This is a genomic window from Achromobacter sp., assembly GCF_050285585.1.
Classification (GTDB): domain Bacteria; phylum Pseudomonadota; class Gammaproteobacteria; order Burkholderiales; family Burkholderiaceae_B; genus Achromobacter.
The window spans coordinates 60,828-84,973 of record NZ_JBLZXF010000017.1 but is presented as its reverse complement, the minus strand read 5'-3'; the positions used below and the strand labels follow the sequence as shown (position 1 = coordinate 84,973).

The following is a 24,146-nucleotide window of genomic DNA, read 5'->3' as shown; positions in this document are numbered from 1 at the left end:
GCGTCGAAGTATGCACCATGCGGGCCTGCCGCCCGTTCCCATAAAATGGCGTTTCCGGCTCCCTGGGCCGCCCGTGACACTGCCCTCTTCCCATGACTCAGAATCCTACCCCCGACACCTGGGGCTTCGCCCATCCCGATTGCCGCGGCGCCGCCGCCCTCCTGTTTTTCATGAACGACCTGGCGCGGGTGGTCAACCAGTACCTGGGGCATGGGCAATTGTCGGACGAAGCACTGGCCGATGCGCAAAAGGCAGTCGACGCCTTGCTGGACCGCTACGTGGAAATCCAGGCGGCTCCTGAAGCCTTCGACAACGAACGCATCGGCCTGGCGTTGGAAACGGAGCGCGGGCCCGACGGCCAAATGGGCGCGCAGGTGGCGTTGCGCATGTCTCCGCGCCTGGAAGGCCTGATCATCGAAGCCCAGCGCCAGGCGCGCCCGGCAACGCATTGAAGCCGCATGACGGGGCGGAAATCGCGCGCAAAACTGCCGCCCCTTGCCAAAACTGCCGCCCTTCTTCAATAAAATGCTTGCAAAATACGCGAACTAGCCGTATCATTAATGGTTGAGTGCTTTTTGCGGAAGAACTTTAACGGCTTTCGCTGGCACGGGCATCACGCACAATGAGGTGCGTTAGCACAAGGTGCATCGGCACCGCCCAGCCTCCCGCACTCGACGGCAAGACCGCTATCCACGCCCATTCCCATCAGAAAACAAACCGGCGCGGAACCCGAAACCCGGGCGGTCCTGCAAACAAGCCGCCCTGAAAACCAGCCACGGCTGACGCAAGTTGCGCCCCGCGGCATCGCGGCGCGTCCCGGCAAGAATCCAGGCCCGATCCATTTGCGCCGGAAAACGCATTGTTGCGCCGGCGCGCCACACGCCTGAAACGATGCCACCCCAGACTTGGCGATGGCGTTGCGGCCCGCAGCCTGCGCGAAACATGAGAATGCGCAAAGGGTTCGCGGCTGTTATCGGGTAGTGTCATGGCAAGCTCACGGGCCATGGCAGAACCGGCTTTTCCCATAACTAGAAACCAAGAGAACAAACACCATGAATATCCATTTCACCACCTCGGACCTGATCCGACGTCCCGCCCACACCAAGCTGGACAACATGCCGATCCACGTCGGCGACATCGTCTACCTGAAACCGGTCGATGGCCCGGAAATCCGCGCCACGGTCATTTTCAACGCGCCGATCGACGGCACGACCACCTACACGACCGAAGTCGTGCCCTGCGGCGCGTCCGCGCAGCAGGCCCCGGGCCAGCGCATCCGCTTCCGCCACGAGCACGTGCATCGCATCGAACCGGTGCGCCGCGCCGCCCACTGAACCCGTCCCGCCCCACCCTTTTCCCCGGGCGGCGGGGCGGTTCGCGCGTGATAAAGTCCCTGGAAAACCAGGCCTTGGCGATCCCCACATGCAGAACAATCGTCTCGCGGTCCACATCTGGGACCTCCCCACCCGCTTATTCCATTGGGCGCTCGTCGTCTGTATCGTCGGCGCCTTCGTCAGCGTGAAGCTCGGCGGCCTTTATATGGACTGGCACGTGCGCTTCGGCTGCACGGCGCTGGGCCTGATCCTGTTCCGGCTGCTGTGGGGAATCTTCGGTCCCCGCTACGCGCGCTTCGCGCAGTTCCTGCGCGGCCCGGCCGCCGTGGCCAACTACCTGAAGGGCGGCGCCGCGCCGGCCGGCCACAATCCCCTGGGCGCCCTATCCGTCGTGGCGCTGCTGCTCGTCATCGGATTCCAGGCGGTCAGCGGCCTGTTCACCACCGATGACATCATGACGCAAGGCCCCCTGTTCGGGCACGTCAGCGCGGCCTTCGCCGGCGCCATGACATCCTGGCACAAGCTCAACGAGTGGGTCATCATCGGCCTGGTGGCGCTGCACCTGGCCGCCGTCGCCTGGTATGCGCTGGTGCGCCGCAAGCGGCTGGTGCGCGCGATCATCACCGGCAAGGTCGACGCCAAGGACGTGCCGGCCGGCACGCCGCCCACGCAGGACGGCATCGCCATCTGGCTGCGCGCCCTGGTGCTCGGCGCCTGCGCTACGGGCCTGGTGCTCTGGATCCGGTCGCTGGAGATCGCGGCGGACATGTCTTTTTCCTGACACCGCCCGCCCAGTAAAAAGCCCCTCGTTCGAGGGGCTTTTTTTTCCGCCGGGGCTTACTTCTTCTTGCGGTAAGAGTCGTGGCAGGCCTTGCAGCTTGCGCCGACATCGCCGAACGCGGCGCGCAGCTTGTTCAGGTCGCCGGAGTCGGCGGCGGCCGACAGCTTGACGATATTGTCCTGGAAAGCCTGCTGCTTCTGCTTGAAGCCGGCCGCATCGCTCCAGACTTCCGGACGGGCGTCGCCGCCTTCCGTGCCCGGACCGAATGCCGCCCACGGCAGCGCCGACAGCGTCTTCAGCACTTCCACGTTGGCCTTGATCTGCGCGGCGTCGTAAGGCGCCTGGCCCTTGACCACCGGCGTCATCCGGCCGAAGTGCGAGGCCATCAGCGTCAGCGCCGACTGGCGGTACTTGACCGCATCCTCGGGCTTGGCGAACTGGGCGGAGGCGTTCGTCGCCAGCAACGGCCCAACCGTCATACAGGCCAGCGCGACGAGCGTGGACAACTTCTTCATTGCTATCTCCCGTAAGGTCAAACAAGATGCCGCGCGCGCCGCGCGCGGCAGGGCGACTATACCGCCCGGGCCAAGGCCGCCGCCAGCCCGATGTACGAGCGCGGGGTCATCGCCAGCAAGCGCGCCTTCGGTTCTTCCGGCAGCGCCAGGCCCTGGATGAATTCTCGCAGGCCTTCCTCGGTGATGCCCTTGCCCCGGGTCAAAGCCTTGAGCTGTTCGTAGGGCTGCGGCAGGCCATAGCGGCGCATGACGGTCTGCACCGGTTCGGCCAGCACTTCCCAGCACGCATCGATGTCGGCGTCGATGGCCGTGGCGTTGACCTCGAGCTTGCCCAGGCCGCGCATGCAGGCATCCCAGGCCACCAGGCAATAGCCCAGACCCACGCCGAGGTTGCGCAGCACGGTGGAATCGGTCAGGTCGCGCTGCCAGCGCGAGACCGGCAGCTTGTCGGCCAGGTGGCGCAGCACGGCGTTGGCCAGGCCCAGGTTGCCTTCGGAGTTTTCGAAGTCGATCGGGTTGACCTTGTGCGGCATGGTGGACGAGCCGACCTCGCCCTCTTTCAGGCGCTGCTTGAAGTAGCCCAGGGCCACGTAGCCCCAGATGTCGCGGTCCAGGTCCAGCACGATGATGTTGGCGCGCGTGATGGCGTCGAACAGGGCCGACATCCAGTCATGCGGCTCGATCTGGATCGTGTGGCGGTTCTGGGTCAGGCCCAGGCCGGCCAGCACGCGTTGGCTGAACGCGGGCCAGTCGATCTCGGGGTAGGCTGACAGGTGCGCGTTGTAGTTGCCGGTGGCGCCGTTCAGCTTGGCCAGCGGCTCGACGGCCTCGACGGCGGCGATGGCGCGGTTCAGGCGCGCGGCCACGTTGGCGAATTCCTTGCCCAGCGTCGTCGGACTGGCGGGCTGGCCATGCGTGCGCGACAGCATGGGCTGGTCGGCCTGGGCGATGGCCATTTCATTCAGCTTGGCGGCAAGCTCGCGCAGGCGCGGCACCACGACTTCGTTGCGGGCGCGGGTCAGCATCAGCGCGTGCGAGGTATTGTTGATGTCCTCGGACGTGCAGGCGAAATGGATGAACTCGGCGGCGCGGGCAAGCTCGGCGTCATCCGCCACTTTTTCCTTCAGCCAGTACTCGACGGCCTTGACGTCATGGTTGGTGACGCGTTCGATGTCCTTGATCCGGGCGGCATCCGATTCGGAGAAATCGCGCACCAATTGTTGCAGGCGCGCGCGGGCGGTCTCGGAGAAGGCGGGCAGCTCGGGCAGGCCCGCGTCGGACAGCGCGACCAGCCAGGCCACTTCGACTTCGACGCGGTGCGCCATGAACCCGGCCTCCGACAGCAGGCCGCGCAGCGCGTCGCCCCGGGAAGCGTACCGGCCATCCAATGGCGAAAGGGCGTTGAGTTGACTGAGCTGATCGGCGATTTGCATGGTCTGGAAAAGAAAAAGCGGGGAATGAGCGAATCGGGCGATTTTATCATCCGGAAGCGTGCAACATTGTGGCAAACTGACGAAGATTCCGGCCTGCGGGCGGTCTGACCGCCATGCGGCCTGCTATACTTCGGCCGCTTTCCGACTCCGCTTGTGACTCCATGAAACTGATCGGCTCGCTTACCAGTCCTTACGTGCGCAAAGTGCGTATCGTCATGGCCGAGAAAAAGCTGGACTACCGGCTTGAACTCGAAAACGTCTGGTCCGCCGACACGCAGATCCAAACGTACAACCCGCTGGGCAAGGTTCCGTGCCTGGTCATGGAAGATGGCGGCGCCCTGTTCGATTCGCGCGTCATCGTCGAATATCTGGACACCCTGTCTCCCGTCGCCCGCCTGATTCCTCAGCCGGGACGCGACCGCGCGGCCGTCAAGTGCTGGGAAGCCATCGCCGACGGCCTCCTGGACGCCTGTGTGACCATCGTCAAGGAAAACCAGCGCCCCGAGGCCCAGCGCAGCCCGGAATGGATCGAGCGGCAATATTCCAAGATCCACGCCAGCCTCGACGCCATGAACAAGAGCCTGGGCGAAAACGCCCATTGCATGGGCATCAACTACAGCCTCGCGGACATCGCCGTCGGCTGCGCGCTGGGCTACCTGGACCTGCGCTTCGCCTCGCTCGACTGGCGCGCCAACCACCTCAACCTGGCCCGCCTGTACGACAAGCTGTCCCAGCGCCAATCGTTCATCGACACGATACCGGGATAGGTCCCCCCCGAAGCGCTGCGCGCTTCCCCCCCAGGGAGGCGCCGCTACGGACCGGCGGAGCCGGATCCGTGCGGCCTCGCTTGGCGACACTTCTCTCCGTCGGGCCGTCCTGCCCCACTTGGCCATACCTCTCTCCGTGGATTCGTGCGGCGCTATGCCGGGCCGGCCATGCGGCGCCGCATGGCCATGCCGCTCTCCGTAGAGCCGTGCGGCGCCGTGTTCAAGCGGTGAAGGTTTGCCAGGCCTTGAAGAGCATGTAGGCAGCCAGCGCGAACAGCAGGCACGCGAATACGCGCTTCAGGGTCTGCACCGGCAGGCGATGCGCCATGCGCGCGCCCAGCGGAGCCGTCAGCACGCTGGTGCACACCAGCGCCAGCAGCGCGGGCCAATAGATATAGCCCAGCATGCCCGGCCGCGTTTCGCCCGCGCTCAGGCCCGACGCCACGTAGCCCACGCTGTTGGCCAGCGCAATGGGAAAGCCCAGCGCCGCCGAGGTCGACACGGCGTTGTGCAGGGCTACGTTGCACCAGACCATGAACGGGACCGACAGGAAGCCGCCGCCCGCGCCCACCAGGCCGGACAGGAAACCGATGCCCGCCCCGGCCGCGCTCGTGCCCACGACGCCGGGCATCTGACGGCTGGGCTTGGGCTTCTTGTTGCGCAGCATGCTCCAGCCGGAATACCCGACGAACAGCGCGAAGAACAGCGACAGCCACAGCGTGCTCAGCGCGGCGAACACGGCGCCCCCGGAAAACAGGCCGCCGATGATGATGCCGGGCGCCATCGCCCAGACGATGTTCCATTTGATCGTGCCCCGCTGCTGGTGGGCCCGGACGCTGGAGATCGACGTGAACAGGATCGACGTCATCGACGTGGCGATGGCGGCGTGCACCACCAGTTCGGCGGGCATGCCCTGCCAGGTGAACAGCATCGTCAGGAACGGCACAAGCAGCATGCCGCCGCCGATGCCCAGCAGGCCCGCGGCAAAGCCGACCACGCCGCCCAGCACCAGCAGGCAAATCAACATCGTTACATCCACAACGGTCTCCCTATTTCTTCTTGGTCATGAACAAGGCCCCTGGAGCAGCGCCCCAGGGGCCTTGGAAAAGTGGGCGCCCCATCGGGCGCCTGCCGGCGCATCGCCTACACGATGATGCCGCCTCCCAGGCAAACCTCGCCATCGTAAAGCACGGCGGACTGCCCGGGCGTCACCGCCCACTGCGGCTCTGTGAAGTCCAGCCCGAAGGCCGCGTCCGTGGCGCCGTCGAGACGGCAGGCGGCATCCGCCTGCCGGTAGCGCGTCTTGGCGCCGTACGCGCCGGATGCCGGGGGACGGCCCGCGATCCAGCTGGCGTCCTGCGCCCGCAACGCGTTCGAAAGCAGCCAGGGATGGTCGTGCCCCTGCACCACATACAGCACGTTGCGCTCCAGGTCCTTGCGGGCCACGTACCAGGCCTCGGCCGTGCCGTCCTCGCGCTGCCGCCCCTTCACGCCGCCCACGCCCAGGCCCTTGCGCTGGCCCAGCGTGTAGAAAGACAGCCCTTCGTGGCGGCCGACCGTCGTCCCTTCGGGCGTCATGATCGAGCCGGGTTCGGTGGGCAGATAACGGTTCAGGAACTCCCGGAACGGCCGCTCGCCGATGAAGCAGATCCCCGTGGAATCCTTCTTCGCGGCATTGTGCAGGCCGATCTCGTGCGCGATGCGCCGCACCTCGGTCTTGTGGATTTCGCCCAGCGGAAACAAGGTGCGCGACAACTGCGCCTGGTTCAGGCGATGCAGGAAGTAGCTTTGGTCCTTGGATGCGTCCAGCGCCTTGAGCAACTGGAACTCGGTGCCGCCGCCCGCGGCCGGCACCTCGCGCACCCGCGCGTAGTGGCCGGTGGCGATGCGCTCGGCGCCCAGGGCCATGGCGTGGTCGAGAAAGGCCTTGAACTTGATCTCGGCATTGCAGAGCACGTCGGGATTGGGCGTGCGTCCGGCGGAATACTCGCGCAGGAATTCCGCGAACACGCGGTCCTTGTATTCGGCGGCGAAGTTGACGAACTCGAACTCGACGCCGACAAGATCCGCCACGCTGGCCGCGTCCAGAAGATCCTGGCGCGTAGAGCAGTATTCGGAATCGTCATCGTCTTCCCAGTTCTTCATGAACAGGCCGACGACTTCGTAGCCTTGCTGCTTGAGCAGCCACGCGGTGACCGAAGAATCGACCCCGCCGGACATGCCCACGACAACGCGGCCCTTATTGGATTTTTGATTCATGATGGCGCTATTTTAAATCGGAGCGGGTTTCTTCCTGCGGCTGCGGTTCCGCGGCCCGAGACACTTCCATCAGCCACGTGCGGAACGCCTGCAGCGTAGGCAGGTTGGCCTTCTGTTCGGGATAGCATAGGTAGTAGCCCATGCGCGCACGGATGGGCAGCTGGATGGCGACGGCCAGCTTGCCGTCGCGCAGTTCATCCTCGATCAGGCAGCGCGGTATCAGCGCGACCCCGAAGCCCGCCGCGGCGGCCTGGGACAGCAGCGCGTACTGGTCGAAGCGGGCGCCTTCCAGGCTGCGGCGCGTGTCGCAGCCCGCCTGCTCGAACCAATCGCGCCAGCCTTCCAGGGCCGAAGTGTGGTGCAGCAGCGGATACGCCAGCAGGTCCGCCGGCGAGCTACAGCCGCCCGGAATCAGGCGCGGGCTGCACACCGGCAGGATTTCGCGGCCGACGATGTAGTCCGCCCCGCTGCCCGGCCAGATGCCCTCGCCGAAGCGCACGGCCGCGTCGAGCTCCGGCGTGGAAAAGTCGTAGCCTTGACGGTGCGGCAGGAATTCCACATGGATGTCCGGCCGCAGGCGCATGAAGGCGGTCAGCCGCGGAATCAGCCAGCGCGCCCCGAACGTCGGCATACAGGTCAGGTTGAGCGTGCCTCCCTGCCCCTGGTGCGCGATCAGCTCCACGGTGGCGGCTTCGATCTGGCCGAGGCCGGCCTGGATTTTGGTGAGATAGCTGCGTCCCGCCTCCGTCAGGACCAGGCCTTGCCTGATCCGCAGGAATAGCTCGATGCCGACGAACTCCTCCAGATGTTTCACTTGTTTACTGACCGCGCCCTGCGTCACGCACAGTTCCTGGGCCGCGCGCGTGAAACTGCTGTGCCGCGCGGCGACTTCGAACGCCTGGAGATCCGTTAAAGAGGGACAGAAACGCCGCATAAATATCGTTCCCACGGCAGCCGTGGGCTCCTTGCCCGCTGCGGGGCAGTGCTAAGCCGGGACGGTGGGAAAGACTGGTCCCGCGCCCCGTCCGCGAAACACAAATTGTTTCAGGTTTGGCGGCAAAAACAGCGCCTTGAACGGCCGCCGCCAAAAGAGGCATGAAAAAAATTCATAGCTTACGGAGAAACTTTCGTTTGCGCAAACGGGGCCGCCAGGAAAGAATCGTTGCGTTTGCGTCTGCCTTTGCGCATCCGCTTTCCAATTCATTAGGGGAATCCATGCAACGCCGTAAAGTTGTCCTGGGCCTGTGCGTCGCCGCCGCGACCCTGGCCACGCCGCTCACCTCGGGCATCGCGCACGCTGAAGACGCGTACCCGTCCAAGCCCATCCGCCTGATCGTTCCCTTCCCGCCCGGGGGCACGACCGACATCGTCGGCCGCCTGTTCGCCGACAAGCTGGGCAAGGAACTGGGCCAGACCGTCGTCGTGGAAAACCGCGGCGGCGCCGGCGGTTCGATCGGCAGCGCCTTCGTCGCCAGCAGCGCGCCGGACGGCTACGTCCTGGGCATCGCCACCGTCAGCACGCACGGCATCAACCCGGCCATCTACCCGAACCTGCCGTTCGATGGCGAGAAGGACTTCACGCCCATCTCGAACCTGGCCGCCGTGCCGAACATCATGACCATCAACCCGAAGGTCCAGGCCAAGAACATCGCCGACTTCATCAAGCTGGCCAAGAGCGAGCCGGGCAAGCTGACGTACGCGTCCGCCGGCAACGGGTCGGTCTCGCACATGATGGGCGAACTGTTCAAGATGGCCTCGGGCACCAACCTGATGCACGTTCCGTACCGCGGCGTGGGCCCGGCGCTGAACGACGCGCTGGCCGGCCAGGTCGACGTCATGTATGACAACCTGCCCTCCACGCTGCCGCACGTGCAGTCCGGCCGCCTGATCGCCATGGCCGTCGCCTCGCCCAAGCGCGTGGCGTCCCTGCCCGACGTTCCCACCTTCGCCGAAGCCGGCCTGCCGGCCGTGAACGACGCATCGTGGTTCGGCCTGGTCGCCCCGGCCAAGCTGCCGGCGCCGGTCCTGGCCAAGCTGAACGCCGCCGTCCAGAAGGTCAGCGCCGAAGCCGACGTCAAGACGCGCCTGGAAGCGCTGGGCGCCTCGCCCGCCGCCAACACTTCGGCCGAGTTCGGCGCGCAGATCGCCGCTGAAATCGCCAAGAACAAGCGCATCGCCAAAGAAGCAAACGTGAAGATCGACTGATCGATCTTCGATCCCCGCCGCCCCTCTCCGGGGCGCGGGGATCTCCGATTCACGAACGCACCACCCCCTTATGCGAATTACCCAACCCCTGTCTTACCGGCTCGACCTTCCGCAGCAATATCCCGATTCGGAATCCTCGGCCCCGCTCGTGCTGGACTCTCCGCACAGCGGCACCGCCTACCCTCCCGATTTCGCGGCCGCGGTGGACTTTGGCGCACTGCGCACTGCCGAGGACACCTGGGTTGACGATCTTTGGGGCGACGCCCTCGAGATGGGCGTGCCCATGATCGCCGCGGCCTTCCCGCGCGCCTACATCGACGCCAACCGCGCGCCCGACGAGATCGATGAACTGCTGCTCGACCAGCCCTGGCCCGACGCGCTCAACGCCTCGCCCAAGGTCAAGCTGGGCAAGGGCCTGATCTGGCGCATGCTCGATGACGGCACTCCGCTGTACGACCGCAAGCTGACGGTCGAGGAAGTCCGCCACCGCATCGACGCGTGCTGGAAACCCTATCACGCCGCCCTGGGCCGCGTGCTGGACGACGCTCACCGCAAGTTCGGCAAGGTCTGGCACATCAACTGCCACTCGATGCCCAGCGTAGCCGGCGCCTTCGCCACCGACCGCCCCGGCCTGGTCCACCCCGATTTCGTGCTGGGCGACCGCGACGGCAGCACCAGCGACCCCGCCTTCCGCGAGTTCATCGCCGCCTGGTTGCGCGAGCGCGGCTATAACGTCACCGTGAACGATCCCTACAAGGGCGTGGAACTGGTGCGCGCCTTCGGCCGCCCCCAGGAAGGCCGCCACAGCCTGCAGATCGAGATCAACCGCAAGCTCTACATGGATGAAGTCACGCTGCGTCCATCCGAAAACTACGGCCGCCTGAAGGCCGACCTGCGCGACCTCACCGCCGCGCTCATCACCTGGACTCGCGCGCAAACGGCTTAACGCCGGACGTTTGCGCGCAGTGCCGGCCAGCGGCGTGGTAAGCCTGGCCGGAATAGTGGGCTGAAAAGCCCCAGCCCCATGGTTCGCCATGGGGCTTTTTTTGTGCCCGCCGCGGAGACGACAAGCGCCCACGGCACGTGCGACGCGAGAAGCCCAAACGGCCTTCGCAAGAACAGCCGGCCCGCTTCCGGGGCGCTCCCAAGGCGGGCCAGCCCCCTCGGGGGGCAGCAAGCACGCAAGGCGCGCGCAGCGCCGGAGCCCTCGTCACTCTCCGCAAAAATAGCCGGCCCGCCGCCGGGCCGCCCCAAGGCGGGCCAGCCCCCTTGGGGGGCAGCAAGCGAGCGAAGCGAGTGCGGCGTGGGGGCATATTCCCGTGTATAACTACGACGAACCTTCTGAGGAGAGGCGTAGATGCACATCGGGATACCAAAAGAAACCCGAGACGGGGAAACCCGTGTCGCAGCAACACCGGAGACCGTCAAGAAGTACGTGGGCGGCAAGCACACCGTCGTCGTCGAACGTGGGGCCGGCACCGCCGCCCGCTATCTGGACGACGCCTACGAAGCCGCGGGCGCCACGCTCGGCACAGCCCAGGATGCCCTGGGCGCCGAACTGGTCATGAAGGTTCGCGCGCCGGATTCCACCGAATTGGGGCAAATGAAGCCGGGCACGGTCGTCATCGGCATGCTCGATCCCTTCGACGCCGACGGCCTCGCGCGGATGGCGGCTGCGGGATTGGTCGGATTCGCGCTCGAGGCCGCGCCCCGCATCACTCGGGCCCAAAGCCTGGACGTGCTGTCCTCGCAGGCCAACCTGGCGGGCTACAAGGCCGTGCTGCTGGCCGCTCACCACTACGGGCGCCTGATCCCCATGATGATGACCGCCGCCGGCACGCTGAAGGCCGCTCGCGCCGTTGTGCTGGGCACCGGCGTCGCCGGCCTGCAGGCCATCGCCACGGCCAAGCGGCTGGGCGCCGTGGTGGAGGCCTCGGACGTGCGCCCCGCCGCGCGCGAGCAGGTGGAGTCGCTGGGCGCCAAGTTCATCGACGTGCCCTTCGAGACGGACGAAGAGCGCGAGATCGCGCAAGGCACGGGCGGCTATGCCCGCCCCATGCCGCCCGCATGGATGGCGCGGCAAGCCGCGCTGGTCTCCGAGCGCTGCAAGCAGGCCGACATCGTCATCACGACGGCGCTGATCCCGGGCCGGCCGGCGCCCACGCTGGTTTCCGCGGAAACCGTGGCGGCCATGAAGCCCGGGTCGGTGCTGGTGGACCTTGCCGTCGAACGAGGCGGCAATTGCCCCCTGTCCGAAAAAGGCCTGATCGTGGAAAAGCACGGCGTGACGATCGTCGGACTGACCAACCTGCCGGGCCTGGTCGCGACCGACGCGTCGGCGCTGTATGCGCGCAACATCCTGGATTTCCTGAAGCTCATCATCAATGCCGACGGCGCGCTGGCGATCCAGCGCGAAGATGAAATCGTGGCGGCCTGCCTGGTGTGCGAAGGCGGCAACGTGACGCGGAGAACCTGAACATGGAAGCGATCAACCCCACCCTGATGAACCTCATCATCTTCGTGCTCGCCGTCTATGTCGGCTATCACGTGGTGTGGAACGTCACCCCTGCCCTGCATACGCCGCTGATGGCCGTGACCAACGCCATTTCCGCCATCATCATCGTGGGCGCCATGCTGGCCGCCGCGCTGACCGAAGGCGGGCTCGCGCGCGGCATGGGCGTGTTCGCCGTCGCGCTGGCCGCGGTCAACGTGTTCGGCGGATTCCTCGTCACCCGGCGCATGCTCGAGATGTTCAAGAAAAAGGACAGGAAGCCCGGCAAGGAGGACGCGAAATGATCTCGCTGAACCTCGTCACGCTGCTGTACCTCGTTGCCTCGGTCTGCTTCATCCAGGCGCTCAAGGGCCTGTCCCATCCCACCACCTCGCGCCTGGGCAATCTGTTCGGCATGACGGGCATGGCTATCGCGGTGCTGACCACGGCCGCGCTCATCGTCGGGCTGGCCCGCGACGGCGCCGCCACGATCGGCCTGGGATGGGTGGTGCTGGGCCTGCTGGTGGGCGGCTCCATCGGCACGCTCATGGCCAAGCGCGTGGAAATGACGAAGATGCCCGAACTGGTTGCGTTCATGCACAGCATGATCGGCCTGGCGGCGGTGGCCATCGCCGTCGCCGTGGTGGCGGAACCGCACGCCTTCGGCGTCGCCGCGGCCGGCGCGCCGATACCCACGGGCAACCGTTTCGAGCTGTTCATCGGCACGTTCGTGGGCGCCATTACCTTCTCGGGCTCGGTCATCGCCTTCGGAAAGCTGTCGGGCAAGTACAAGTTCCGGCTGTTCCAGGGCGCGCCCGTGGTGTTTGCGGGCCAGCACATGCTGAACCTGGCGCTGGCGCTGCTGATGTTGGCCTGCGGCATCTGGTTCATGCTCACGCAGGAATGGACGCCCTTCGTCATCATGACCGCCATCGCCTTCGTGCTGGGCGTGCTCATCATCATTCCCATCGGCGGCGCGGACATGCCCGTGGTGGTGTCCATGCTGAACAGCTATTCGGGCTGGGCAGCGGCGGGCATCGGCTTTTCGCTGAACAACCCGATGCTGATCATCGCGGGCTCTCTGGTGGGGTCTTCCGGCGCCATCCTGTCCTACATCATGTGCAAGGCGATGAACCGGTCGTTCTTCAACGTGATCCTGGGCGGCTTCGGCGGCCAGGCCGGCGGCGGCGCGGCGGCGGGCAGCGCCCAGCAGCGCAGCGTCAAGTCGGGCAGCCCCGATGACGCGGCCTTCCTGATGACCAACGCCGAAAGCGTGACCATCGTGCCCGGCTACGGCCTGGCGGTGGCGCGCGCGCAGCACGCGCTGAAGGAACTGGCGGAAAAGCTCACCGAGCGCGGCGTCACGGTCAAGTACGCCATCCACCCGGTGGCCGGGCGCATGCCGGGCCACATGAACGTGCTGCTGGCCGAGGCCGAGGTGCCATACGACCAGGTCTTCGAAATGGAGGACATCAACAGCGAGTTCGGCCAGACCGACGTGGTGCTGGTGCTGGGCGCCAACGACGTGGTCAACCCCGCGGCGAAGAACGACCCGAAATCGCCGATCGCCGGCATGCCCATCCTCGAAGCCTACAAGGCGCGCACCGTAATCGTGAACAAGCGGTCGATGGCGTCGGGCTACGCCGGGCTGGACAACGAGCTCTTCTACATGGACCGCACCATGATGGTTTTCGGCGACGCGAAGAAGGTGCTGGAAGACATGGTCAAGGCGGTGGAATAAGCCCGCCAGGGGGCGCCAGGCGACGGGAAGCTCCGGGGCCCGGCGCCCTCCCCGGCCGCTTCCCGCGTCAAGCTCCCGCGGCGGATTGCAGCCGCTCGTCCACGATCTCGACCCAATGCCGCACGGGCGTATCGGTGCCGCTTTGCAAGTGGCCGATGCAGCCGATGTTGGCGGACAGGATCACGTCCGGCCCGCCAGAGGAAATGGCGCTCAGCTTGCGGTCTCGCAGTTGCAGCGCGATCTCGGGATTCAGCACCGAATAGGCGCCGGCGGAACCGCAGCACAGATGCTTGTCGGCGAATGGCTGCAATTCGAAACCCAGGTCCGCGAGCAATTGTTCCGATAGCGGCCGCAACCCTTGCCAATGCTGCAGGGTGCAGGGCGGGTGGAAGGCCGCCCGCATGCCCGCAGGCAGGCGCGAGCGCAGCTGCGCGGCGTGCGGCGCGACGATCTCGGCCACGTCCTTCACCAGCGCCACGATGTCGGCCGCCTTCCGGGCGTAGGCGGGATCATGCCGCAGGTGATGAGCGTATTCCTTCACCATGGCCCCGCAGCCCGAGGCGTTCATGACGATGGCCTCGACCTTGCCGTCCTGCACCAGCGGCCACCAGGCGTCGACATTGGCGCGCATCTGCGCCAAGGCGGCATCCTGCGCGTCCAGGTGGAAACTGACGGCGCCGCAGCACCCCGCCCCCGGCGCGATGCGCGCGCCGATACCGACGGCGTCCAGCACGCGGATGGTGGCGGCATCGATCGTCGGCATCATGGCGGGCTGCACGCAGCCGGCCAGCATCAGCACCTGCCGGGCGTGCCCGGACACCTGCGGCAGCGCGCCCGCATCGCGGCGCTCCGGCACCTTGCGTTTCAGCGACTCCGGCAACAGCCCGCGCACGGCCTGCCCCAGCCGCATCGCGGGCGCGAATAGCGGCGACATCATGGCCTTGCGCAGCACCGTGCGCTTCGTCCTGTCGCCCCAGGAGCGCGGCACGCGCTCGTCCACGATCTTGCGGCCGATGTCCACCAGGTGCCCGTACTCGACGCCTGACGGACACGTGGTTTCGCAATTGCGGCAGGTCAGGCAACGGTCCAGATGCTGTTGGGTCGACTGCGTGGGCTCGGCGCCCTCCAGCACCTGCTTGATGAGGTAGATGCGCCCGCGCGGGCTGTCCAGTTCGTCGCCCAGCACCTGGTACGTGGGACAGGTGGCCGTGCAGAAGCCGCAATGCACGCAGCGCCTCAGGATGGCGTCGGCCTCGTTGCCCAGATCGGTATCGCGTGCCCAGGATGCCAGATTGGTTTGCATGATGCCTATAGCTCCAGGACCAGGCGGCCGGGATTGAACAGGCCGGCCGGATCGAGCTCTTGTTTGAGCCGGCGCGTGATCGCAGCGATCCCTGGCGCCAGCGGATGGAATACGCCGTCGGCCGGCGGCTTGCCGTGGCCGGCGCGGAACAGCGTCGCATGTCCGCCCAGCCGCGCGGCGGTCTCGCGCAGCATGGCAGCGTCGTGCGCGCCCGACAGCCAACGCTGCCCGCCGCCCCATTCCAGCAAGGTCGGGCCCAGCCCGAGCGCCGCGGCCGTGGGAGGCAAGGCCAGGCGCCACAACGGCTGCCCGGGCGTGAAGAATGCGTGGGTCTGCTCGCGCAGCGACCGCCACCACGCCGCGGCCGCCTCGGGCGCCATCGGCGCGCCGCCGATCGACTGCCGGGCGCTGGCGACCGCCGGAGGAGCGCCCGACAGGCGCACGGCCATCGCGCCTTCCGCCTGGCTGTCTTCGCCGGTCCAGCTGGTGGCCGAAATCGGCAGGGGCTTGCCGCGCCACAGCGCGAAGCTGGCCAGCGCCTGCGCCTGCGTGGCGGGCAGCACCAGCGTCAGCTCCTCCATCGGCCGGGGCGCGACCTTCAGCGACACCTCGAGGATGGCGCCGAAGATGCCGTGCGATCCGGCCAGCAGGCGCGACACGTCGTAGCCGGCCACATTCTTCATGACCTCTCCGCCGAACGAGAGAATGCGCCCTTCCGAATCCAGCAGTTGCGCGCCCAGCACGAAATCCTTCAGCGCGCCGGCGCTCATGCGCCGCGGGCCGGAAAGCCCGGCGGCTACGCAGCCGCCCACCGTGGCCGCCGGCGAGAAATGCGGCGGCTCGAAAGCCAGCATCTGCCCGTTTTCGGCCAGCGCGGCCTCGAGCTCGGCCAGGGGGGTTCCGGCGCGCACCGTCACGACCAGCTCGGATGGGTGATAACTGACGATGCCGCGATAAGGCGTCATGTCCAGCAGGCAATGGCCGTCCTGGGGCGTTACCGGGCGGTAATTGCCATAGAACGCCTTGCTGCCCCCGCCCATCACGAACAGGGGTTTATGGCCGGCGCGGGCCGTCATGACCTGGTCGCACAACTCCGACAGGACGAAATCCATGGGGGATGCGTCCTAGAAACGGGCGAGATCGGGGAAGCGCAACTCGCCCGCATGGACATGCATCTTGCCGTATTCGGCGCAGCGGGCCAGCGTGGGAATGACCTTTTCGGGATTGAGCAGGCACGGCGGGTCGAACGCCCGCTTTACCGCCAGGAACGCGTCGAGTTCTTCGCGAGAGAATTGCACGCACATTTGATTTATCTTCTCCATTCCCACACCGTGCTCTCCGGTCACGGTTCCTCCTACCTGCACGCACAGTTCAAGAATGGCGGCGCCGAATTTTTCGGCGCGCTCCACTTCGTCCGGCTTGTTCGAATCGAACAGGATCAACGGATGCAGATTGCCGTCGCCTGCGTGGAACACGTTGGCGCAGCGCAATCCGAACTCGTCTTCCATCTGCTCGATGGCGCCCAGCACGCGCGCCAGGTGACGGCGCGGAATCGTGCCGTCCATGCAATAGTAATCGGGCGACACTCTCCCTGCGGCCGGGAACGCATTTTTGCGGCCCGCCCAGAACTTCAGGCGCTCGGCCTCGGACGCGGAGACCTGGCAGCGCGTGGCGCCCGCCGCGCGGAACACCGCCTCCATGCGCGCGATCTCATGCTCGACCTCTTCGGGCGTGCCGTCCGATTCGCACAGCAGTATGGCCTGCGCGTCCATGTCGTAGCCCGCGCGCACGAAGGGTTCGACCATATGGGTCGCGCGCCGGTCCATCATTTCCAGGCCGGCGGGGATCATGCCCTGGGCGATGACTTGCGTGACCGCATTGCCGGCGGCCTCGACGCTGGAAAAGCTGGCCATGACGACCTGCGCGCAGGCGGGCTTGGGAATCAGCTTGACGGTCACTTCGGTGACCACGCCCAGCATGCCTTCGGATCCGATGAAGACGGACAGCAGATCCAGCCCGGGCGCGTCCGGCGCTTCCGAACCCAGCTCGACGACCTCCCCGTCGATGGTCACCACGCGCACGCGCAGCACGTTATGCACGGTCAGCCCGTATTTGAGGCAGTGCACTCCGCCCGAGTTCTCGGCGACGTTGCCGCCGATGGAACAGGCGATCTGGCTGGAGGGATCGGGCGCGTAGTAAAGGCCATAGGGCGCGGCGGCCTCCGAGATGGCCAGGTTGCGCACGCCCGGCTGGACGATGGCCGTCGCGCTCGCCAGGTCGATGTGCTTGATGCGATTGAATTTCGACAGGCCGAGAAGCACGCCCCGGCTGTGCGGCATGGCGCCGCCGGACAAGCCGGTGCCGGCGCCGCGCGCGACGATGGGGGCGTTCAGCCGCTTGCAGATGCGCATGACGGCCTGCACCTGCTCTTCGGTTTCGGGCAGGGCCACGACCGCCGGCAGCGCGCGATAGAGGGAAAGGCCGTCGCACTCGTAGGGGCGGGTGTCCTCTTCGCGGAACAGAACGCAGTGCGCGGGCAATGCCGCCGTCAGGGCCTCGACGAGCTGCTGCAAAGAGTAAGGCGCCTGCACTTGTGCCAGGCCGGTTTCGACCAATGAATTCATGACCGCAACAATAGCGCGAGCGCCCGCTATAAGCAGGCCGGGATTTACCCGCATCGGCGGCTCGCTCGCGCCCAGATAAGTAACCAGCCGTAATCGGCGAAGCCGCCCGGCGCCCGGCCGCAGGAAATGCCTCAAAGGGGGCTTTTGCCTCGGGACGGCCCGACCCGGCGCGGCGGCAAAAAAAACCGACGGCTGCCCGTCGGTTCGCGAGGTGAAGGCCGCGCCTTCCTCAGGCCTGCCAGGAGACGATCTTGCCCGGGTTCAGGATGTTGTTCGGATCGAACGCATGCTTGAGGCTGCGCATCAGCGCCAGCGCGTCCTCGCCGTGCTCCTCGGCCATGAACTGCATCTTGTGCAGGCCCACGCCGTGCTCGCCGGTGCACGTGCCGTCTGCCGCGATCGCGCGGCGCACCAGGTTGTGGTTGATGGCTTCGGACTCCTGCCATTCCTCGGCGCTATCGGCGTCGAGCAGCATCAGCACGTGGAAGTTGCCGTCGCCGACATGGCCCACGATGGTGTAGGGGAAGCTGGCGCGGTCCAGTTCCTCGACCGTGTCGCGCACGCAATCCGCCAAGCGCGAGATCGGCACGCACACGTCGGTGGTGCTGGCGCGGCAGCCTGGGCGCAGCTGCAGGCCGGCGAAGTAGGCATTGTGGCGGGCGGTCCAGAGGCGGCTGCGGTCTTCGGGGCGTTCGGCCCATTCGAAGTCCATGCCGCCATGGTCGGCCGTGATCGCCTGGACGGTTTCGGCCTGCTCCTGCACGCCTGCCGGGCTGCCGTGGAATTCGAATACCAGCAGCGGGGTTTCGCGCAGGGTCAGCTTGCTGTGCAGGTTGACGGCGCGCACGCTGGCCGCGTCCATGAACTCGACCCGGGCGACCGGCACGCCCATCTGGATGATTTCGATCACGCTCTGCACCGCGTCGTCGAGCGTAGGGAAGTTGCAGACCGCGGCGGACACCGCCTCGGGCTGCGGATACAGGCGCACCGTCACTTCGGTGATGATCCCCAGCGTGCCTTCGCTGCCCACGAAAATGCGGGTCAGGTCGTAGCCCGCCGACGATTTGCGCGCGCGCCCCGCCGTGCGGACGATGCGCCCATCCGCCGTCACTACCGTCAGCGACATGACGTTCTCGCGCATGGTGCCGTAGCGCACGGCGTTGGTGCCGGAGGCGCGCGTGGCGGCCATGCCGCCCAGGCTGGCGTCGGCGCCGGGGTCGATCGGGAAGAACAGGCCGGTGTCGCGGATCTCTTCGTTGAGCTGCTTGCGCAGCACGCCCGCCTGCACGGTGGCGGTAAGGTCCTCGGCGTTGACCGCCAGCACCTTGTTCATCTGCGAGAGGTCGAGGCTGACGCCGCCCTGGATGGCCAGGATATGGCCTTCCAGCGACGAACCCGCGCCATAGGGAATCAGCGGCACGCGATGCTCGTTGCACAGTTTGGCGACCTCGGCCACCTCTTCGGTCGATTGCGCGAAGACGACGGCGTCCGGGAGCATGGCCGGATAGGGAGACTCGTCGCGGCCGTGGTGCTCGCGCACGGCGGAAGACTCGGACAGGCGGTCGCCAAAGCGCGCGCGCAGGGCATCCAGACAGGCAGCCGGCACCGGGCGGCGCAACGTTTCAGCGTGCAGGGGAGCGTTCATGATCAGCGTGTTCTCGGGTTCGTTAATCCGATTATTCTACGCCGCCGCGCATGCTGCGCCGCACACCGCCATGCGTGGCGATCCGCGGCGCGATCCGCGCATTTACTTGCCGGAGGTCAGCGCGACCCGGCGGCGCTCACGCACGGCGTGGGCCAGGCGCTCGAGCACGGCGACGGAAGCGTCCCAGTCGATGCAGCCGTCGGTGATGCTCTGGCCGTAGACCAGCGGCGTGCCCGGCACCATGTCCTGGCGGCCGCCCAGCAGGTGGCTTTCCACCATGACGCCCACCAGCCGGGCATCGCCCGCTTCCATCTGGCGCGCAACGTCTTCCACCACTTGCGGCTGGTTCTCGGGCTTCTTGCTGCTGTTGGCGTGGCTGGCGTCGATCATGATGCGTTGGGCCAGGCCCGACTTAGCCATGTCCTGGCAGGCGGCATCCACGCTCTGCGCGTCGTAGTTGGGCGTCTTGCCGCCGCGCAGGATGACATGGCAGTCCTCGTTGCCGGCCGTGGACACGATGGCGGAATGCCCGCCCTTGGTCACCGACAGGAAATGGTGCGGCTGCGAAGCCGCTTTGATGGCATCCACCGCGATCTTCACATTGCCGTCCGTGCCGTTCTTGAATCCCACCGGACACGACAGGCCGGAGGCCAGTTCCCGATGCACCTGGCTTTCCGTCGTCCGAGCCCCGATCGCCCCCCAGGAGACCAGATCCGCGATGTATTGCGGGGTAATCATGTCCAGGAATTCGCAGCCCGCGGGCAGCCCCAGGCTATTGATGTCCAGGAGCAGTTCCCGCGCGACGCGCACGCCCTTGTTGATGTCGAAGCTGCCGTCCAGGTCGGGATCGTTGATGAGGCCCTTCCAGCCCACCGTCGTGCGGGGTTTCTCGAAATAGACCCGCATCACGATTTCCAGGTCGGCGCTCAGGCGGTCGCGCACCGGCTTCAGACGTTTCGCATATTCGATGGCCGCGCGCGTATCGTGAATGGAGCAGGGACCGATCACGACGATCATCCGGTCGTCCATGCCATGCAGGATGCGATGCATCGCCTGGCGGGCGGCGAACACGGTATCGGACGCCTCCTTGGTGCAGGCGAACTCGCGCATGACGTGCGCGGGCGGATTCAGTTCTTTGATTTCTCGAATGCGAAGGTCATCGGTATTGTGTGACACGGTACTGCTCCTGGGTTGCCCGCCGTCGGGGACCGTTCCCGAGGGTTTCCTCAACCGGCGGCGCAAAAAAAGCCGCCAGTTCGCTGGCGGCTTTTTTGGGGGGATTCTTTCCAAACTTCAGATTGAGCGCGTCCCTTCCTCCGCCAGCGGCTTCAGAAAACCATAAAAGTAAAAGTAAAAAGCGGGGGACGCGAATTTCATGGGGAATGACTCTAGCACAGTTTTTCGTGCCCGTCATGATTTTTTCGCGGGCGCGGCGCCCCGCGCGCGCAATGGATCGCCTGCGGAAACGACAGACGCGGCAAGAACGGCTAGCCCGCCGCCGGGCTGTCCCAAGGCGGGCCTGCCCCCCCCTCGGGGGGGCAGCTAGCCCGCGCAGCGGGCGCGGCGTGGGGGGCTCACGCCTACGCCGTGCCGCCCACCGTCAGGCCTTCCATCCGAACGGTCGGCATGCCGACGCCCACGGGAACACTCTGGCCATCCTTGCCGCAGGTGCCCACGCCGGAATCCAGCTGCAGGTCGTTGCCGATCATGGTGACCCGGTTCATGGCATCGGGGCCGTTGCCGATCAGGGTCGCGCCCTTGACCGGGTAGGTCACCTTGCCGTTCTCGATCATGTAGGCCTCGGATGCCGAGAAGACGAACTTGCCGTTCGTGATGTCGACCTGGCCGCCGCCGAAATTGACGGCGTACAGCCCGCGCTTGACGGACGACACGATTTCCTCGGCCGGCTTGTCGCCCGCCAGCATGTAGGTGTTGGTCATGCGCGGCATCGGCAGGTGGGCGAACGATTCCCTGCGGCCGTTGCCGGTGGCGGATGTCTTCATGAGCCGCGCATTCAGCGTGTCCTGCATGTAGCCGCGCAGGATGCCGTCCTCGATCAGGACGTTGCGCTGGGTGGCGTTGCCTTCGTCGTCGATGTTGAGCGAACCGCGGCGATCCGGGATCGTGCCGTCGTCCACCACCGTCACCCCCTTGGAGGCCACGCGTTCGCCGATGCGGCCGGAAAACACGCTGGACCCCTTGCGATTGAAGTCGCCTTCCAGCCCGTGGCCGACCGCCTCGTGCAGCAGGATGCCCGGCCAGCCCGAACCGAGCACCACCGTCATCTCGCCTGCCGGCGCGGGACGCGCCTCCAGGTTCACCATGGCTTCGTGGACGGCGCGCTCGACGTAGCCTTGCAGCATCTCGTCCGTGAAGTACGCCAGGCCGAGGCGCCCGCCGCCGCCGGCATGGCCCATTTCGCGGCGGCCGTTGCGTTCGGCGATCACGGTCAGGGACAGGCGCACCAACGGACGCACGTCGGCGGCCAGGCGGCCGTCGCTGCCGGCCACCAGGACCACGTCGTACTCGGCCCCCAGCCCTGCCATGACCTGGATCACGTGCGGATCGCGCGCGCGCGCCATGCGCTCTACCCGTTCGAGCAGGGCCACTTTCTCGGGCGCGCTCAGCGACGCGACCGGATCGATGTCGGCGTACAGGCTGCGGCCGATCTCGGCTTCGACCTGGGCCGCCACTTTCACCTTGCCGGCGCCGCGGCGCGCGATGCCGCGCACCGCGTGGGCGGATGACAGCAGCGCTTCGGGCGACAGCGAATCCGAATACGCGAAGGCGGTTTTCTCGCCGCTCACGGCGCGCACGCCGACGCCCTGGCTGATCGAGAAACTTCCCGTCTTGACTATGCCCTCTTCCAGGCTCCAGCCCTCGCTGCGCGTGTACTGGAAATACAGGTCGGCATAGTCGACCTTGTGCGTGAAGATCTCACCCAGCGCGCGCGCCATGTCCGCCTCCGTCAGCCCCCAGGGGTCTAGCAGCAGCGATTTGGCGGTGGCGAGGGAAGCAATGGCGGGATCGGTGATTTTCATGGGACTCTATTCAGGGGCGGCGGCGCGAAAGCGCGCGCCTGCAATGGCGCTCAAGACCATATCGTAACGCCGACACAGGCCCGGCGTCCCGGCCTCGCCGGAAATCCTTGGCCGCCCCGGCTTGGCGGACGCCCCGGGGAAACGGGGACGTGGATTATCTCCGCAACGATAGATGGGGTCGAAATATTACCTATCAAGTTAAGCAGATTTCCATCGAACCGCCATTTGGGAAATGCTATCCCGCGCGCAGGCGCGCCATTCCGCGCATGCGGGCGGCCGCGCCGGGAGACTATTGCGCGAGCAATTTCGGCACTCGTCATACAACCTGACATAAAAATGAAACCAGAGAGAATGCGCCGCCTGATTATGCGTGCCGGGGCGTTCTCAATGGCCGGGAATCCCGAAAATCGTGGCATCCCGCAATACGGGCGGTCTTTCATGACAAGTCATCAGACTACTTTGCGGAACCCCTCGGTTTACCCACGGTCCAAATTGCGCATTGCGCCATGGGGATTGCGGCTCTCCGTAGTACCCGTCACTCACGATGTGCCGCAAAATCAGGCATTTGCGGAAGCGGCGGGGCACGATCCGTCCGCCTCGTGAACCAATGCCCCATTTGTTTCAAGTTGTCCCAGATATGGGCATACCATTCCCAATAGTTGCTTCCGGCATCGCCTGAAAAAGCGGAAAAGAGCCTTGGCCCTTTTGATACAAAGTAATTAGTCCTAAAACCGGGAAGTCAAGGCGTAATTTCTGTATTATGCGAAGCACAACAAATACACATAACGTCGCCGGCGATTAAAAGCAGTTCCATAATCAGGAATAAACCATGGCCCGAGAAACCTACGCAGCACTGCAAGCAAAGATCGAAAAGGAAATCAACAAGCTACAGAAGAAGGCTGAGATCCTCCAAACCAAGCGCCGCAAGCCCGTGATCTCGTCGATCATCACGTCGATGCGCGAGTACGACATCACGCCCGAGGAGATCATCGCAGCCTATGGCGCCGGCAAGGCCACCCGCGGCGCCGCTGGCGGCCGCCGCAAGGCCAGCCCCGCGGCCCGGCCGGCCAATGCCGCCAAGCGCGCCGTGGCGCCCAAGTACCGCCACCCCCAAACCGGCGAAACCTGGAGCGGCCGCGGCAAGGCGCCCCGCTGGCTGGCCGCTGAAGAAGCCGCCGGCGCCACGCGCGACAGTTTTCTTATCAAAGAATAAAACCTATCTGAAAGTAAGAAATAAATCGGCGCACCAAAATGGTGCGCCGATTTTTATTTATACGGCAGGCGTTCAGGCCGGCCGGAACTTACTGGACGGGAAACTCGATTTCGCGCTCCGCGCCATTATTTCCGGGAAAATTATCAAATATTGCACGCACCAGATAGGGCATGGTGCGCATGAAATCGTCGCGCTCGCTCAGTATGAAAGCCGTTGAACGGTATACCTCGGCGCCGCCGCGCTGTGTATCGTGGATCTGCAGCGTGAGCGAATTGCGCTGGACGACCATGGGCACATCCACCCAGTCCGGCCCCCAGTAGCCATAGCCCGCGCCCCACGGGCGAGGGCCATAAAAACCGCCATAGCCATAGCCGCCGTAGAAATACGGATCATACGGCCGGCGTACCATTACCTGCGTCTGCGTGGTTCCGTAACGGAACGAGACATCGAAACGGCCCTTGGCCCCGGGTTTCGCCTCGACCAGGCCGGTCGGACCGATGCCGGCGCGCACCATATCCTGATAGGACTGATATTCGAGATTATTGTTTTGGGATGGATCGGCGGGCACGAACTGATAGGTTTGCCCCTCCACGCCGGCTGGCCATTGCTGGAAGGACGTCACCCGCGCCGATACCGTGGGAGCGGCGCAGCCCGTCAACGCAAGCGCCCCCAGCACGACGAGCACGCCGGCCCAACGGCCCGCATTGAACATAGACGACCTCGACATTCTGCGACTCCTTCTGCGCGCGACGGCGCATGATACTGAGCTTTGACCGGCCCCGTCCCGAAAAGTT

23 protein-coding genes are annotated in these 24,146 nt (G+C 66.0%); 10 read left to right on the top strand and 13 right to left on the bottom strand.

Features of this window, described 5'->3' with window-relative positions; translation table 11 throughout:
* Window positions 1-92 precede the first annotated feature (92 nt).
* The 3 genes from ACN6PJ_RS20595 (at window position 93) to ACN6PJ_RS20585 (ending at window position 2,115) form a co-directional block, all read left to right on the top strand.
* Window positions 93-452 carry a hypothetical protein gene (locus tag ACN6PJ_RS20595; protein WP_427997663.1) on the top strand — a complete coding sequence of 120 codons (360 nt, stop codon included), beginning with the start codon at window positions 93-95 and terminating at the stop codon, window positions 450-452.
* Window positions 453-1,052: 600 nt separating this feature from the next.
* Window positions 1,053-1,334 (top strand): hypothetical protein, encoded by a 282-nt coding sequence (locus tag ACN6PJ_RS20590; RefSeq protein WP_427997662.1) that lies wholly within the window; start codon window positions 1,053-1,055, stop codon window positions 1,332-1,334.
* Window positions 1,335-1,422: 88 nt separating this feature from the next.
* The gene (locus ACN6PJ_RS20585) at window positions 1,423-2,115 is read left to right on the top strand and encodes a cytochrome b/b6 domain-containing protein (RefSeq protein WP_427997661.1); all 693 of its coding nucleotides are present in this window, start codon (window positions 1,423-1,425) and stop codon (window positions 2,113-2,115) included.
* A gap of 56 nt (window positions 2,116-2,171) precedes the next feature.
* On the opposite strand, the gene ACN6PJ_RS20580 is transcribed toward ACN6PJ_RS20585, so the two are convergent.
* Together ACN6PJ_RS20580 and purB are read right to left on the bottom strand one after the other, a co-directional pair.
* Window positions 2,172-2,630 carry a c-type cytochrome gene (locus ACN6PJ_RS20580; RefSeq protein WP_043544310.1) on the bottom strand — a complete coding sequence of 153 codons (459 nt, stop codon included), beginning with the start codon at window positions 2,628-2,630 and terminating at the stop codon, window positions 2,172-2,174.
* A 56-nt stretch (window positions 2,631-2,686) separates the two neighbouring features.
* On the bottom strand, window positions 2,687-4,063 hold the full coding sequence (gene purB, locus ACN6PJ_RS20575) for an adenylosuccinate lyase (RefSeq protein WP_427997660.1): 1,377 nt from the start codon (window positions 4,061-4,063) through the stop codon (window positions 2,687-2,689).
* Window positions 4,064-4,224: 161 nt separating this feature from the next.
* Between purB and ACN6PJ_RS20570 the strand changes: the two genes are divergently transcribed.
* Window positions 4,225-4,830: a glutathione S-transferase gene (locus tag ACN6PJ_RS20570; RefSeq protein WP_043544311.1), complete on the top strand. Its 606-nt coding sequence runs from the start codon at window positions 4,225-4,227 to the stop codon at window positions 4,828-4,830.
* A 220-nt stretch (window positions 4,831-5,050) separates the two neighbouring features.
* Here the strand turns inward: ACN6PJ_RS20570 and ACN6PJ_RS20565 are convergent, their stop codons facing one another.
* The 3 genes from ACN6PJ_RS20565 to gcvA all read right to left on the bottom strand — a co-directional run bounded on the left by ACN6PJ_RS20565 (window position 5,051) and on the right by gcvA (window position 8,023).
* Entirely contained in the window at window positions 5,051-5,869 is an 819-nt protein-coding gene (locus ACN6PJ_RS20565; protein ID WP_427997659.1) for a sulfite exporter TauE/SafE family protein, read from the bottom strand.
* Between the two features lie 104 nt (window positions 5,870-5,973).
* Entirely contained in the window at window positions 5,974-7,089 is a 1,116-nt protein-coding gene (mnmA, locus tag ACN6PJ_RS20560; protein ID WP_427997658.1) for a tRNA 2-thiouridine(34) synthase MnmA, read from the bottom strand.
* A gap of 7 nt (window positions 7,090-7,096) precedes the next feature.
* Window positions 7,097-8,023 (bottom strand): transcriptional regulator GcvA, encoded by a 927-nt coding sequence (gcvA, locus tag ACN6PJ_RS20555; protein ID WP_427997657.1) that lies wholly within the window; start codon window positions 8,021-8,023, stop codon window positions 7,097-7,099.
* A gap of 281 nt (window positions 8,024-8,304) precedes the next feature.
* Between gcvA and ACN6PJ_RS20550 the strand changes: the two genes are divergently transcribed.
* From ACN6PJ_RS20550 to ACN6PJ_RS20530, 5 genes are all read left to right on the top strand, one after another.
* Window positions 8,305-9,294 carry a Bug family tripartite tricarboxylate transporter substrate binding protein gene (locus ACN6PJ_RS20550; protein WP_427997656.1) on the top strand — a complete coding sequence of 330 codons (990 nt, stop codon included), beginning with the start codon at window positions 8,305-8,307 and terminating at the stop codon, window positions 9,292-9,294.
* A gap of 70 nt (window positions 9,295-9,364) precedes the next feature.
* Window positions 9,365-10,240, top strand: a complete 876-nt coding sequence (locus ACN6PJ_RS20545) for an N-formylglutamate amidohydrolase (protein WP_427997655.1) — start codon at window positions 9,365-9,367, stop codon at window positions 10,238-10,240.
* A 411-nt stretch (window positions 10,241-10,651) separates the two neighbouring features.
* On the top strand, window positions 10,652-11,770 hold the full coding sequence (locus ACN6PJ_RS20540; RefSeq protein ID WP_427997654.1) for a Re/Si-specific NAD(P)(+) transhydrogenase subunit alpha: 1,119 nt from the start codon (window positions 10,652-10,654) through the stop codon (window positions 11,768-11,770).
* 2 nt (window positions 11,771-11,772) lie between these two features.
* Complete coding sequence (locus tag ACN6PJ_RS20535) at window positions 11,773-12,090, top strand: NAD(P) transhydrogenase subunit alpha (RefSeq protein ID WP_427997653.1); 318 nt, start codon at window positions 11,773-11,775, stop codon at window positions 12,088-12,090.
* Complete coding sequence (locus ACN6PJ_RS20530; protein ID WP_427997652.1) at window positions 12,087-13,526, top strand: NAD(P)(+) transhydrogenase (Re/Si-specific) subunit beta; 1,440 nt, start codon at window positions 12,087-12,089, stop codon at window positions 13,524-13,526. The genes ACN6PJ_RS20535 and ACN6PJ_RS20530 overlap by 4 nt, the downstream gene beginning before the upstream one ends.
* A 67-nt stretch (window positions 13,527-13,593) precedes the next feature.
* Here ACN6PJ_RS20530 and glcF read toward each other — a convergent pair whose 3' ends face one another.
* The 7 genes from glcF to tldD all read right to left on the bottom strand — a co-directional run bounded on the left by glcF (window position 13,594) and on the right by tldD (window position 22,139).
* Complete coding sequence (gene glcF, locus ACN6PJ_RS20525) at window positions 13,594-14,829, bottom strand: glycolate oxidase subunit GlcF (RefSeq protein WP_427997651.1); 1,236 nt, start codon at window positions 14,827-14,829, stop codon at window positions 13,594-13,596.
* Between the two features lie 5 nt (window positions 14,830-14,834).
* Window positions 14,835-15,941, bottom strand: coding sequence for a glycolate oxidase subunit GlcE (gene glcE / locus ACN6PJ_RS20520; protein WP_427997650.1), 1,107 nt, complete (start codon window positions 15,939-15,941; stop codon window positions 14,835-14,837).
* Between the two features lie 12 nt (window positions 15,942-15,953).
* Window positions 15,954-17,453, bottom strand: coding sequence for an FAD-linked oxidase C-terminal domain-containing protein (locus ACN6PJ_RS20515; protein WP_427997649.1), 1,500 nt, complete (start codon window positions 17,451-17,453; stop codon window positions 15,954-15,956).
* Between the two features lie 229 nt (window positions 17,454-17,682).
* On the bottom strand, window positions 17,683-19,098 hold the full coding sequence (locus ACN6PJ_RS20510; RefSeq protein WP_427997648.1) for an FAD-binding oxidoreductase: 1,416 nt from the start codon (window positions 19,096-19,098) through the stop codon (window positions 17,683-17,685).
* 102 nt (window positions 19,099-19,200) lie between these two features.
* Window positions 19,201-20,274: a 3-deoxy-7-phosphoheptulonate synthase AroG gene (gene aroG, locus ACN6PJ_RS20505; protein ID WP_043544326.1), complete on the bottom strand. Its 1,074-nt coding sequence runs from the start codon at window positions 20,272-20,274 to the stop codon at window positions 19,201-19,203.
* Window positions 20,255-20,512, bottom strand: a complete 258-nt coding sequence (locus tag ACN6PJ_RS20500) for a hypothetical protein (RefSeq protein WP_427997647.1) — start codon at window positions 20,510-20,512, stop codon at window positions 20,255-20,257. The genes aroG and ACN6PJ_RS20500 overlap by 20 nt, the downstream gene beginning before the upstream one ends.
* 166 nt (window positions 20,513-20,678) lie before the next feature.
* Complete coding sequence (tldD, locus tag ACN6PJ_RS20495) at window positions 20,679-22,139, bottom strand: metalloprotease TldD (RefSeq protein WP_427997645.1); 1,461 nt, start codon at window positions 22,137-22,139, stop codon at window positions 20,679-20,681.
* An 829-nt stretch (window positions 22,140-22,968) separates the two neighbouring features.
* Here tldD and ACN6PJ_RS20490 point away from each other — a divergent pair.
* Window positions 22,969-23,352 carry an H-NS family nucleoid-associated regulatory protein gene (locus tag ACN6PJ_RS20490; protein ID WP_427997644.1) on the top strand — a complete coding sequence of 128 codons (384 nt, stop codon included), beginning with the start codon at window positions 22,969-22,971 and terminating at the stop codon, window positions 23,350-23,352.
* Between the two features lie 88 nt (window positions 23,353-23,440).
* On the opposite strand, the gene ACN6PJ_RS20485 is transcribed toward ACN6PJ_RS20490, so the two are convergent.
* A complete protein-coding gene (locus ACN6PJ_RS20485; RefSeq protein ID WP_427997643.1) occupies window positions 23,441-24,079 on the bottom strand; it encodes a DUF4136 domain-containing protein in 639 nt (212 codons plus the stop codon).
* Window positions 24,080-24,146: the final 67 nt, after the last annotated feature.